The organism is Pantoea sp. SGAir0175 (assembly GCF_043547855.1).
In genome coordinates, this window is record NZ_CP028081.1 from 2,927,264 (window position 1) to 2,939,883 (window position 12,620).

At 56.4% G+C, this 12,620-nt stretch carries 9 protein-coding genes and 7 tRNA genes; 15 read left to right on the plus strand and 1 reads right to left on the minus strand.

Features of this window, described 5'->3' with window-relative positions; translation table 11 throughout:
• Positions 1-8 precede the first annotated feature (8 nt).
• The 9 genes from C1N56_RS13675 to C1N56_RS13715 all read left to right on the plus strand — a co-directional run bounded on the left by C1N56_RS13675 (position 9) and on the right by C1N56_RS13715 (position 3,649).
• The gene (locus C1N56_RS13675; protein ID WP_021508565.1) at positions 9-761 is read left to right on the plus strand and encodes an HAD-IIA family hydrolase; all 753 of its coding nucleotides are present in this window, start codon (positions 9-11) and stop codon (positions 759-761) included.
• 339 nt (positions 762-1,100) lie between these two features.
• Positions 1,101-2,768 (plus strand): asparagine synthase B, encoded by a 1,668-nt coding sequence (asnB, locus tag C1N56_RS13680; protein ID WP_021508566.1) that lies wholly within the window; start codon positions 1,101-1,103, stop codon positions 2,766-2,768.
• Between the two features lie 216 nt (positions 2,769-2,984).
• Positions 2,985-3,061: transfer RNA gene (locus C1N56_RS13685), tRNA-Met, on the plus strand.
• Between the two features lie 7 nt (positions 3,062-3,068).
• Positions 3,069-3,153: transfer RNA gene (locus tag C1N56_RS13690), tRNA-Leu, on the plus strand.
• A gap of 21 nt (positions 3,154-3,174) precedes the next feature.
• Positions 3,175-3,249, plus strand: a tRNA-Gln gene (locus tag C1N56_RS13695).
• A 34-nt stretch (positions 3,250-3,283) separates the two neighbouring features.
• Positions 3,284-3,358: transfer RNA gene (locus tag C1N56_RS13700), tRNA-Gln, on the plus strand.
• A 29-nt stretch (positions 3,359-3,387) separates the two neighbouring features.
• Positions 3,388-3,464: transfer RNA gene (locus C1N56_RS13705), tRNA-Met, on the plus strand.
• A 7-nt stretch (positions 3,465-3,471) separates the two neighbouring features.
• A tRNA-Gln gene (locus C1N56_RS13710) sits at positions 3,472-3,546 on the plus strand.
• Positions 3,547-3,574: 28 nt separating this feature from the next.
• A tRNA-Gln gene (locus C1N56_RS13715) sits at positions 3,575-3,649 on the plus strand.
• Positions 3,650-3,755: 106 nt separating this feature from the next.
• On the opposite strand, the gene ubiF is transcribed toward C1N56_RS13715, so the two are convergent.
• Positions 3,756-4,928 (minus strand): 3-demethoxyubiquinol 3-hydroxylase, encoded by a 1,173-nt coding sequence (gene ubiF / locus C1N56_RS13720; RefSeq protein ID WP_136545583.1) that lies wholly within the window; start codon positions 4,926-4,928, stop codon positions 3,756-3,758.
• 609 nt (positions 4,929-5,537) lie between these two features.
• On the opposite strand from ubiF, the gene miaB reads away from it, so the two are divergent.
• The 6 genes from miaB to C1N56_RS13750 all read left to right on the plus strand — a co-directional run bounded on the left by miaB (position 5,538) and on the right by C1N56_RS13750 (position 12,536).
• Positions 5,538-6,962: a tRNA (N6-isopentenyl adenosine(37)-C2)-methylthiotransferase MiaB gene (miaB, locus tag C1N56_RS13725; protein WP_394516765.1), complete on the plus strand. Its 1,425-nt coding sequence runs from the start codon at positions 5,538-5,540 to the stop codon at positions 6,960-6,962.
• A 205-nt stretch (positions 6,963-7,167) separates the two neighbouring features.
• Positions 7,168-8,241, plus strand: a complete 1,074-nt coding sequence (locus C1N56_RS13730; protein WP_058769440.1) for a PhoH family protein — start codon at positions 7,168-7,170, stop codon at positions 8,239-8,241.
• Positions 8,238-8,711 carry an rRNA maturation RNase YbeY gene (ybeY, locus tag C1N56_RS13735; RefSeq protein ID WP_010616134.1) on the plus strand — a complete coding sequence of 158 codons (474 nt, stop codon included), beginning with the start codon at positions 8,238-8,240 and terminating at the stop codon, positions 8,709-8,711. Before C1N56_RS13730 ends, ybeY begins: the two co-directional genes overlap by 4 nt.
• Before the next feature lie 82 nt (positions 8,712-8,793).
• The gene (gene corC / locus C1N56_RS13740) at positions 8,794-9,675 is read left to right on the plus strand and encodes a CNNM family magnesium/cobalt transport protein CorC (protein WP_021508571.1); all 882 of its coding nucleotides are present in this window, start codon (positions 8,794-8,796) and stop codon (positions 9,673-9,675) included.
• A gap of 4 nt (positions 9,676-9,679) precedes the next feature.
• Positions 9,680-11,206, plus strand: coding sequence for an apolipoprotein N-acyltransferase (gene lnt / locus C1N56_RS13745; protein WP_152391250.1), 1,527 nt, complete (start codon positions 9,680-9,682; stop codon positions 11,204-11,206).
• A gap of 436 nt (positions 11,207-11,642) precedes the next feature.
• Complete coding sequence (locus C1N56_RS13750; RefSeq protein WP_104092691.1) at positions 11,643-12,536, plus strand: amino acid ABC transporter substrate-binding protein; 894 nt, start codon at positions 11,643-11,645, stop codon at positions 12,534-12,536.
• Positions 12,537-12,620 lie beyond the last annotated feature (84 nt).

The following is a 12,620-nucleotide window of genomic DNA, read 5'->3' on the forward strand; positions in this document are numbered from 1 at the left end:
AGCCACCTATGACCATCAAAAGCGTAATCTGTGACATCGACGGCGTGTTGATGCACGACAATACCGCCGTGAAAGGCGCAAACGAATTCCTGCAGCGCATTCTGGAAAAAGAGATGCCGCTGGTGGTACTGACCAACTATCCATCACAAACTGCGCAGGATCTGGCCAACCGCTTTGCCAACGCCGGCGTCGACATCCCGGATTCGGTGTTTTACACCTCCGCCATGGCCACCGCGGATTTCCTGCGTCGTCAGGAGGGCAAAAAAGCCTACGTGATTGGTGAAGGCGCGCTGATTCATGAATTGTATAAGGCCGGTTTTACCATCACTGACGTCAACCCGGATTTCGTCATCGTCGGCGAGACGCGATCGTTTAACTGGGAAATGATGCATAAAGCCGCCTTCTTTGTGGCTAACGGTGCGCGTTTTATCGCGACCAATCCTGATACCCACGCACGCGGCTTTGTGCCGGCCTGTGGCGCGCTCTGTGCCGGTATCGAAACCATTTCCGGCCGCAAACCGTTTTATGTCGGTAAGCCCAGCCCTTACATCATGCGCGCCGCACTGAATAAAATGCATGCGCATTCAGAAGAGACGGTGATTGTGGGCGATAACCTGCGCACCGATATTCTGGCTGGCTTCCAGGCCGGTCTGGAAACCATTCTGGTGCTGTCCGGCGTCTCTACGCTGAGCGATATCGACGCCATGCCGTTCCGTCCGGACTGGATCTACCCTTCCGTGGCTGATATCGACCTGTTCTGATTCGCGTCATGCTGTCTGCTTATGGCCCTGCTCGCCGTTACGGTATGCAGGGCTTTTTTATCTGTCTGGCACACCGCTGTGATTCAGCCGCTGACGCGATCTCATCGGTTGCGCACAAAACCATCACTTCTGACAATTCATTAGACACCATCTAATTTAATCGTTAATTTTTTGAATAAAATTCAACATTACTTCACGCCAACAATCTTTTTATCAGTATTTGGTGATTTCGCTTGCGTTACCACCATCAATTAGCGCATTTTCTTATACATCACGCAGCGCAGGCTGCCGGACAAACAAGTCAATAACATCGCCACAGGGTGAGATCAGGAGTCAGTTATGTGTTCGATTTTTGGTGTGCTGGATCTGAAGACCGATCCTGTTGAACTGCGCAAGAAAGCGCTGGAATGTTCCCGTCTGATGCGTCACCGCGGCCCGGACTGGTCAGGTGTCTTCGCTGATGAGAAAGCCATTCTGGTACACGAGCGCCTGTCCATCGTTGACGTGAACAACGGCGCCCAGCCGCTGTACAACGCGGATCACACCCACGTACTGGCTGTTAACGGCGAAATTTATAACCACCAGGCGCTGCGCGCGGAACTGAGCGATCGCTACGCCTTCCAGACCGGTTCAGACTGCGAAGTCATCCTCGCGCTGTATCAGGAAAAAGGCCTCGACTTCCTCGATGACCTGCAGGGCATGTTCGCCTTCATTCTGTGGGACAGCGTCAAACAGCAGTATCTGATTGGCCGCGATCACATCGGTATTATTCCGCTCTATATGGGCAACGATGAGCACGGCAACCTGTATGTTGCTTCTGAAATGAAAGCGCTGGTGCCGGTGTGCCGCAGCATCAAAGAGTTCCCGCCGGGAAGCTACCTCTCCAGCACCGATGGCGAAATCCGTCGTTACTGGCAGCGTGACTGGATGGATTTTGCCGCCGTGGCGCAAAACACCACCGATGCCGCTGGCCTGAAGCACGCGCTGGAAGAGTCAGTGAAGAGTCACCTGATGTCAGACGTACCGTACGGCGTACTGCTGTCCGGCGGCCTCGACTCTTCCATCATCTCTGCGGTGACCAAGCGCTTTGCCGCCAAACGTGTGGAAGATCAGGACAAGAGCGATGCGTGGTGGCCGCAGCTGCACTCGTTTGCCGTCGGTCTGGAAGGATCGCCGGATCTGAAAGCGGCGCAGGCGGTGGCCGATCACCTCGGTACCGTGCATCATGAAATTCACTTCACCGTGCAGGAAGGTCTGGATGCGATCCGCGATGTGATTTACCACATCGAAACCTACGATGTGACCACCATTCGCGCGTCGACACCGATGTATCTGATGTCGCGTAAAATCAAAGCGATGGGCATCAAAATGGTGCTGTCCGGTGAAGGCGCGGATGAAGTGTTTGGTGGTTACCTCTACTTCCATAAAGCACCGAACGCCCAGGAGTTCCACGAAGAAAACGTGCGTAAGCTGCTGGCGCTGCACATGTTTGACTGCGCGCGCGCTAACAAAGCGATGTCGGCATGGGGCGTGGAAGCGCGTGTGCCGTTCCTCGACAAGAAATTCCTTGATGTGGCGATGCGCATCAACCCGGAAGACAAAATGTGCGGCAGCAACGGTAAGATGGAAAAACACATTCTGCGTGAATGTTTCTCCTCTTACCTGCCGGAGAGCGTGGCGTGGCGTCAGAAAGAGCAGTTCTCTGATGGCGTAGGCTACAGCTGGATTGACACGCTGAAAGAAGTGGCGGCGAAGCAGATTAGCGAGCAGCAGCTGGCGACCGCGCATTTCCGCTTCCCGCACAACACGCCAACCTCGAAAGAAGCGTATCTGTACCGCGAAATCTTTGAGGAGCTGTTCCCACTGCCAAGCGCGGCAGAGTGCGTTCCGGGCGGTCCCTCCGTGGCCTGTTCGTCGGCGAAAGCCATTGAGTGGGATGAAGCATTTAAATCGATGGACGATCCGTCCGGACGTGCGGTAGGCGTGCACCAGTCAGCGTACAAATAAGCATTTTCTTTATGCGTATAAGGGGCCCATTGTGGCCCCTTTTTCTTGCATCTGACGCGGATACGATCGAAAATTGCCGAATAAATCATCAGCCTGGTTACAAGCCAGACAAACAGGCGCGTTAAGGCAAAAAACGGCAAAAAATTTGTTGACGCTACAAAGCTCAATACGCATAATGCGCCCCGCAACGCCGATGAAGGTAACGCGAAAAAAGATGGCTACGTAGCTCAGTTGGTTAGAGCACATCACTCATAATGATGGGGTCACAGGTTCGATTCCCGTCGTAGCCACCATCTTTTTGCGGGAGTGGCGAAATTGGTAGACGCACCAGATTTAGGTTCTGGCGCCGCAAGGTGTGCGAGTTCAAGTCTCGCCTCCCGCACCATTTCAGTCTTCGGCAGCCGGATGGGGTATCGCCAAGCGGTAAGGCACCGGTTTTTGATACCGGCATTCCCTGGTTCGAATCCAGGTACCCCAGCCAATCCGATGCACTCTCGTGGATACGAGTCGACGAATGGGATATCGCCAAGCGGTAAGGCACCGGTTTTTGATACCGGCATTCCCTGGTTCGAATCCAGGTATCCCAGCCATCATCGGGTGCAGTAAAGCAGTACAATCTGGCTACGTAGCTCAGTCGGTTAGAGCACATCACTCATAATGATGGGGTCACAGGTTCGATTCCCGTCGTAGCCACCAAACAAATTGGGGTGTCGCCAAGCGGTAAGGCAGTGGATTCTGATTCCACCATTCCGGGGTTCGAATCCCTGCACCCCAGCCATACAAAGACAATTTGACCAAACACCTATTGGGGTGTCGCCAAGCGGTAAGGCACCGGATTCTGATTCCGGCATTCCGGGGTTCGAATCCCTGCACCCCAGCCAAATTGCACAACAGGCCCGCTTTTGCGGGCTTTGTTGTTTTTGTCATTCCTGAATTTCACGCTTTATACAACAGATGGCGCCGCCACGATTGCGGCGCCCGGTGAGTTTACAACCCCAGCGCGTAACGCAGCACCTGACGCTTGAGCACGCCAGCATTCTCTGCCGCAATCAGTCCAAGGTTACGCACCACACGCAGCGGCGGCAGCGCGTTGCTAAAGGCGAAGTAGAACAGATCCATACCGCCCTGCATCAGCAAATTATCTTTGTAGCGCTGACGGTGATAACGCTGCAATACCGGCAGTGATGCCCAGCGCTGCGCCTGGCTGCGCGCGTCCACCAGCGTATCAATCAGCGCATCCACATCGCGGTAGCCGAGATTAACCCCCTGCCCGGCCAGCGGATTGATGGTGTGTGCAGCATCACCGACCAGCGCAAGGCCCGGCAGCACGTAGCGCGTGGCATGGCGGCGCACCAGCGGAAACGACGCCGCGTTCTTTACCTGGAAGCGGCCGACACGCGCCGGGAAGTTGGCCTGTACTTCTTTGGCCAGCTGGCTGAGCGGCAGATTTTGCAGCTGACGGATCCGCGCCGGCGCGTCGTACCACACCAGCGAAGCGTGACGATCGAACAGCGGCAGAAACGCGCGCGGTCCATCCGGCGTAAATTGCTGCCAGGTGGCATCGCCGGCCTCGTGTTCACACTCAACGCTGATTAGCATGCAGGATTGTGCATAGTTCCAGCCGCGCACGCCGATACCCGCCAGCTGTCGCACGCGCGAATTAGCGCCATCGGCCCCCACCACCAGCTGGCTATCCAGCGTGCTCCCGTCATCCAGCTGCAGCTGCCAGCCGCCGCTGTGCGCCTGTAACGCCTGCAGTGAGGCCGGGCACAGCAGCGTTACGCCATCCTGCTGCATCTGCTCCCACAGCGCGCGCTGCAGCACGCTGTTTTCCACCATATAGCCCAGCTCCGGAATGCCCAGTGCAGCCGCGTCGAAGGTGACGTGTGCGCTTTGCCATTCCCAGGTTTCCAGCTTGCGGTAGGGCGCGCTGCGCATCGCCTGGACACGCGGCCAGACATTGAGCTGGCGCAGCAGCGCCACCGATGACGCACCAATGGCGGAGATACGTATATCCGGCGCCAGGCTGGCGTCAAACGCGGCCGGTTCGGCACGCTCAATCACCGCCACGCGAAACTGCTGCTGCGCCAGACCACAGGCCAGCGCGGCACCGACCATGCCGCCGCCCACTACCACCACATCAAACTGTGAATCCTGCATCGACTCTTATCCTTCTGATTGCCGTGACGCCTTGCGGCAGCACTCTATGTGGCAAAGTGTACCGGAAATTTACCGCACCAGCAGAAAAGCCCTGCTAATCTTGTGCTTCAGCCGTGCATGTTTAACGCACCTGTCGCGTGAAATATAACCGGGCATCATGCCCAAAATAATTCGTGCGCCGGGAAGGCGGCAAGCAAGGATCATCCCGGGAGCTTACATCAGTAAGTGACCGGGAGAGCCGCGCGCAGCCAACGCACCTGGCGTGTGAAATATAACCGGGCATCATGCCCTAAATAATTCGTGCGCCAGGAAGGCGGCAAGCAAGGATCTCCCCGGGAGCTTACATCAGTAAGTGACCGGGGGAGCTGCGCGCAGCCAACGCACCTGTCGCGTGAAATATAACCGGGCATCATGCCCTAAATAATTCGTGCGCCGGGAAGGCGGCAAGCAAGGATCATCCCGGGAGCTTACATCAGTAAGTGACCGGGGGAGCCGCGCGCAGCCAACGCACCTGGCGTGCGAAGTATGACGGGCATGCTGGTCACACCCGCGCCAAAGCATTACAATACGCGCCCTGCACTTCTCTGCTCAGAATCAATGGCTAGTTCAATGACCAAAAAACTGCATATCAAAACCTGGGGCTGTCAGATGAACGAATATGATTCATCGAAGATGGCTGACCTACTGAACAGCACGCACGGCTATACCCTGACGGAGGAAGCCGAAGACGCAGACGTACTGCTGCTGAATACCTGCTCCATCCGTGAGAAGGCGCAGGAAAAAGTGTTTCACTTGCTGGGACGCTGGAAGAAGCTGAAGGCGAAGAATCCTGAGCTGATTATTGGCGTGGGCGGCTGTGTGGCTTCGCAGGAGGGCGATAAAATTCGCCAGCGCGCGCAGTGCGTGGACATCGTTTTTGGCCCGCAGACGCTGCATCGTCTGCCGGAGATGATTAATCAGGTGCGCGGCAGCAAGAGTCCGATTGTTGACGTCTCGTTCCCGGAAATCGAAAAGTTTGATCGCCTGCCGGAGCCACGCGCTGAAGGGCCTACGGCTTTTGTCTCGATCATGGAAGGCTGCAATAAATATTGCACTTTCTGCGTGGTGCCTTATACGCGCGGCGAGGAAGTGAGCCGTCCCTGCGATGACATCCTGCTGGAAGTTGCCCAGCTGGCGGCGCAGGGCGTGCGTGAAGTGAATCTGCTGGGGCAGAACGTCAACGCTTATCGCGGCGCGACCTTTGACGACCAGATTTGTACCTTTGCCGAGCTGCTGCGTCTGGTGGCCGCGATTGACGGAATTGACCGGATTCGTTTCACCACCAGCCATCCGATTGAGTTCACCGACGACATCATCGACGTTTATCGTGATACGCCGGAGCTGGTCAGCTTCCTGCACCTGCCAGTGCAGAGCGGTGCCGATCGTATTCTGACGCTGATGAAGCGAGCGCACACTGCGCTGGAGTACAAAGCGATTATTCGCAAGCTGGTGGCCGCGCGCCCGGATATCCAGATCAGTTCAGATTTCATCATTGGCTTCCCGGGCGAAACCCAGCAGGATTTCGAGCAGACCATGAAGCTGATCGGCGAGGTTAATTTCGACACCAGCTTCAGCTTTATCTACTCGGCGCGTCCGGGTACGCCGGCGGCCGATCTGCCGGACGACGTGCCGGAAGAGGAGAAGAAGCAGCGTCTGTACATTTTGCAGGATCGCATCAATCAGCAGGCGATGGCATGGAGCCGCCGCATGCTTGGTACCGTTCAGCGTATTCTGGTGGAAGGCACCTCACGTAAGAATGTGATGGAGCTGACCGGCCGTACCGAAAACAACCGCGTGGTCAACTTTGAAGGCGACGTGCGCATGATCGGTAAATTTGTTGATGTCGAAATCGTCGATGTTTATACCAATTCGCTGCGTGGCGTCGTGGTTCGCACCGAAGAGGAGATGGGCCTGCGCGTCGCGGAGAGTCCGGCATCGGTGATTGCGCGTACGCGTAAAGAGGATGAGATCGGCGTGGGCCTGCATCAACCTTGAGACCGCGATTACTGAGCGACAGCGCACAACGCGCTGTCGCCTGTTTCATCCCGCAGCCCTTGCTTTCCGCAGCTGCCGCCCAAATATCTCCCCTGAAGCTTGCGCCCGGGCGCGACCCCATAAATAATTCCGTAAAGATGCTGACGCCTGGCGTACGGTATCTGCTATTTCTTTCAACTGGCCCTGAGTGACCCAAAGGATTCATTTGAATATCGAAACTCGTGAAATCGCCCTTGAACCGGCAGACAATCGTCGACTGATGAGCCTGTGCGGTCCGTTTGATGACAACGTAAAACAGCTGGAGCGCCGTCTGGGCATTGAGATCAATCGCCGCGACAACCTGTTTAAGCTGGTTGGCCGTGCGCTGAGTGTCGAGGCGGCCGCCAATATTCTGCGTTCGCTGTACGTTGATACCGCGCCGGTGCGCGGCCAGATCCCCGACATTGAACCGGATCAGATCCATCTGGCGATCAAAGAGAGTCGCGTGCTGGAGCAGACGGCTGACAGCGTGCCGGAGTACGGTAAAGCGGTAAACATCAAGACTAAGCGCGGCGTGATTAAACCGCGTACGCCAAACCAGGCGCAGTACATCGCCAATATTCTCGATCATGACATCACCTTCGGCATTGGGCCGGCCGGGACCGGGAAAACCTATCTGGCGGTAGCCGCTGCAGTGGATGCGCTGGAGCGGCAGGAGATTCGCCGTATTCTGCTGACGCGTCCGGCGGTCGAAGCCGGCGAAAAGCTCGGCTTCCTGCCCGGCGATCTCAGTCAGAAAGTCGATCCTTACCTGCGTCCGCTGTATGACGCCCTGTTTGAAATGCTGGGCTTCGAGCGCGTCGAGAAGCTGATGGAGCGCAACGTGATTGAAGTCGCGCCGCTGGCCTACATGCGCGGCCGTACGCTGAACGACGCGTTCGTGATTCTCGATGAGAGCCAGAACACCACCATCGAGCAGATGAAGATGTTCCTGACGCGTATCGGCTTCAACTCCAAAGCGGTGATTACCGGTGACGTGACGCAGATTGACCTGCCGCGCAGCACCAAATCCGGTCTGCGCCACGCCATCGAAGTGCTGGCCAATGTGGAAGAGATCAGCTTCAACTTTTTCCACAGCGAAGACGTGGTGCGTCATCCGGTGGTCGCACGCATTGTTAATGCTTATGAAGCCTGGGAAGAAGCGGACCAGAAACGCCGTGATAAACTGGCGGAAGAGCGTAAGCGTGAAGCACAGGCGGCACAACCTGCCAGCCAGCCGACGCCGCAGGAGCCTTCATGAGCACGGTGATTTTAGATTTGCAGCTGGCGTGTGCCGATGAAAACGGCCTGCCCGCAGAAGCGGCGTTTCAGCGCTGGCTGGAGGCGGCGGTCACGCCGTTTCAGCCTGAGAGCGAAGTCACGATACGGCTGGTCGATGAAGCGGAGAGTCATGAGCTTAATCTGACTTATCGCGGCAAAGATAAGCCGACTAACGTGCTGTCGTTTCCGTTTGAAGCACCACCGGGCATTGAGCTGCCGCTGCTGGGCGACCTGATTATTTGTCGTCAGGTTGTCGAGCAGGAAGCGGCCGAACAGGGCAAAAGCCCTGAAGCGCACTGGGCACACATGGTGGTTCACGGCACGCTGCATCTGCTGGGTTATGACCATATTGAAGACGAGGAAGCTGAAGAGATGGAAGCGCTCGAGACCGAGATAATGCTTGCTCTTGGCTATCCCGATCCGTACATTTCGGAAAAAGAAGACGCCTGAACCGCCGGTTCAGGACATTGCGCTGCTGGCGAGGATGCCGGCAGTTCCTTTCCCTCATTCGAGAGAACTAAATAAAAACGCCATGAGCGACGACCATTCTCAAAACAACGACGCACCCAGTAGTAAAAAGGGTTTTTTCTCCCTGCTAATCAATCAGCTTTTCCACGGCGAACCCAAAAACCGTGACGAACTGCTGGGGCTGATCCGCGATTCTGAGCAAAAAGAGCTGATCGACCAGGACACCCGCGACATGCTGGAAGGGGTGCTGGATATTGCCGAACAGCGCGTGCGCGACATTATGATCCCGCGCTCGCAGATGATAACCCTGAAGCGCAACCAGAGCCTTGAAGAGTGCCTGGCAGTGATTATTGAATCTGCCCACTCGCGCTTCCCGGTAATCAGCGAAGATAAAGACCATGTTGAAGGCATTCTGATGGCGAAAGATCTGCTGCCGTTTATGAGCAGCAGCGCAGAGCCATTCAGCATGGAAAAAGTGCTGCGCCCGGTCGTGGTGGTGCCTGAGAGCAAGCGCGTCGATCGCATGCTCAAAGAGTTCCGCTCGCAGCGCTATCATATGGCGATCGTCATTGATGAGTTCGGTGGTGTCTCCGGACTGGTGACCATCGAAGATATCCTGGAGCTGATCGTCGGCGAAATTGAAGACGAATATGACGACGAAGAAGATCGCGATATCCGCCAGCTCAATCGCCACACCTATACGGTGCGTGCGCTGACGCCGATTGAGGATTTCAATGAGGTATTTGGTAGCGATTTCAGCGATGACGAAGTCGATACCATTGGCGGTCTGGTGATGCAGGGATTCGGCCATCTGCCGGCGCGCGGTGAAAGCATCGACATTGAGGGTTACCAATTCAAAGTTGCGATGGCTGACAGCCGCCGTATCATCCAGGTGCATGTGAAAATTCCGGAAGACTCTCCGCAACCGCAACTGGAAGACGAATAATTTTATGGCATTAGCCTCTCTCTACTCGCAGCAGCGGGTTCGCCTGCTGCTGGCGTTAATTCTGGGTGCCGCGGGCACCCTTTCCTTTTCCCCATATGATTTCTGGCCCGCCGCCCTGCTCTCTCTGGCTGGTTTGCAGCTGCTGTTGCTGGATCGCCGCAGCGCGCAGGCGGCAGGCATCGGTTTTGCCTGGGGCTTTGGCCTGTTCGGCAGCGGCATCAACTGGGTGTACGTCAGCATTGCGACGTTTGGCGGCATGCCCGGCCCGGTCAATGTGTTCCTCGTGGTGCTGCTCGCCGCCTATCTGGCGCTCTACCCGCTGCTGTTTGCCCTGCTGCTGAACCGCTTCTGGCCACGGGCCACGCTGTGGCGCATGGCGCTGGCGGCACCGGCGCTGTGGCAGATCACCGAGTTTCTGCGCGGCTGGGTGCTGACCGGCTTTCCGTGGCTGCAGTTTGGCTACAGCCAGATCGATGGGCCGCTGAAAGGCCTGGCGCCGCTGGCTGGCGTGGAAACCATCACCTTCCTGCTGATGGTGATTGCCGGCATGCTGGCCTCAGCCTGCTATCACCGCAGCGTGAAAAACCTGATTATCGCCGTCGCGCTGCTGCTGCTGCCGTGGCCACTGCGGATGCTGCAGTGGTATCAGCCGCTGCCGCAGCGCAGCGTCAATGTGGCGATGGTGCAGGGCAATATTCCGCAGTCAATGAAGTGGGATCCGCAGCAGCTGCTGACCACGCTGCGCGTCTACACCGCTTATAGCCAGCCGTTTATCGGCAAAGCGCCAATCATCATCTGGCCGGAGTCGGCAATTACCGATCTGGAGAGTAATCAGCAGCCGTTTCTGCATGCGCTGGATGACGAACTGCGCGCGCGTGGCAGCACGCTGATCACCGGCATTGTTGATTCGCGCGTTGAGAGCGACAACCGCTATCACGATTACAACTCGGTAATTGTGCTGGGTGGCGCGCAGCCTTACAGCTATCAGAGCCGCAACCGCTACCAGAAAAACCATCTGGTGCCGTTTGGCGAGTTTGTGCCGCTGGAAGGTCTGCTGCGTCCGCTGGCGCCGTTCTTCGACCTGCCGATGTCCTCGTTCAGCCGTGGCGCCTACCTGCAGCCGCAGCTGAAAGTGGCGGGTTACAACCTCACCAGCGCCATTTGCTATGAGATCGTGCTGGGCGAACAGGTGCGCGCTAACTTCCGTCCGGACACCAACTTCCTGCTGACGGTATCGAACGATGCCTGGTTCGGTCATTCGATTGGTCCGTGGCAGCATTTCCAGATGGCACGCATGCGCGCGCTGGAGCTGGGTCGCCCGCTGCTGCGCTCAACCAACAACGGTGTTACCGCAGTGGTGAATGCGCAGGGAGACGTGGAGAACATCATCCCGCAGTTCACCCGCGAAGTGCTGAGCGCAACAGTCACGCCTGCCAGCGGAGAAACGCCGTATGCACGCGTCGGTATCTGGCCGGTATGGCTGCTGACGCTGGCGGGCATCGTGCTGGCGATTTTACGCCGCCGCGCCTGATATCCCGCCCTCTCACCAGGCGAAGCGCTGGCTTCGCCTTTTTTCTGCGCAGTTTTCCGCTCCCTTTATCCTTAGTCACCGCCACTTTCTGCTGCCTTTTTGCCCGCTCTCCGCGTACTGGCACGATCATTGCTAATTATTTCAGTGGTTTTAGCAACATCGGTGATTTGTCAGCGTAATGCCACGTTTGCGCACTATTATCTGGCACCGAAGCGCACTTAATTGGCGCAGAGGCTGTTTTTTGCCTCTTATTGGTGCGGAGCGGCTCGCAAAAAACGAACTTTTTTGTTTCATTACGTTAACAATTCGCTATGTTAATCACTATCCTGCGCGCAGTTGCGCTAAGGGATAATTAAAAAAGCAGCAGGAAATACACACAACATCACAATCTGCGCAGTTTATGTTCTGCGCAACATTCACACGAAGGAGTAGGAACATGCAGATTCGCAAAGTGGCATTATCGCTTCTGCTGTTGGGCACAGCAGCGGGCGCGGCCCAGGCGGAAGATCTCACCGGCACCCTGAAAAAAATCAATGATAGTGGCGTGATTGTCGTGGGGCACCGTGAGTCATCCGTTCCCTTTTCTTACTACGACAACCAGCAGAAAGTGGTGGGCTATTCGCAGGACTACTCCAACGCCATTGTTGCCGCCATCAAAGCGAAACTGAATAAGCCGGATCTGCAGGTCAAAATGCTGCCGATCACCTCGCAAAACCGTATTCCACTGCTGCAAAACGGCACCTACGATTTCGAGTGTGGCTCGACCACCAACAACGTAGAGCGTCAGCAGCAGGCGGCGTTCTCTGACACCATCTTCATCATCGGTACGCGTCTGCTGGTGAAGAAAGGTGGCGACATCAAAGACTTCGCCGATCTGAAAGGCAAAACCGTGGTCGTCACCTCGGGCACCACCTCTGAGATTCTGCTGCGCAAGCTGAATGACGAGAAGAAAATGGATATGCGCATCATCAGCGCGAAAGATCACGGTGACTCGTTCCGCACGCTGGAAACCGGTCGCGCAGTGGCTTTCATGATGGATGACGCGCTGCTGGCCGGTGAACGTGCCAAGGCGAAGAAACCAGATAACTGGGAAATCACGGGTACGCCGCAGTCCAAAGAAGCCTACGGCTGCATGCTGCGTAAAGACGATGCGCCGTTTAAACAGCTGATGGATGACACCATCGCCAAAGCACAGACGTCGGGTGAAGCCACCAAATGGTTCGATACCTGGTTCAAACAGCCAATTCCGCCGAAGAACCTGAACCTGAACTTCGAGCTGTCTTCTGACATGCAGGCGCTGTTTAAAGCACCGAACGACAAAGCACTCTGAATTAACAATGAAAACAAGGGCGGCACTGCTGCCCTCTCGATTGCTGAACACGCGGTGCGGACAGACAGACTGTAACAGGCCGTT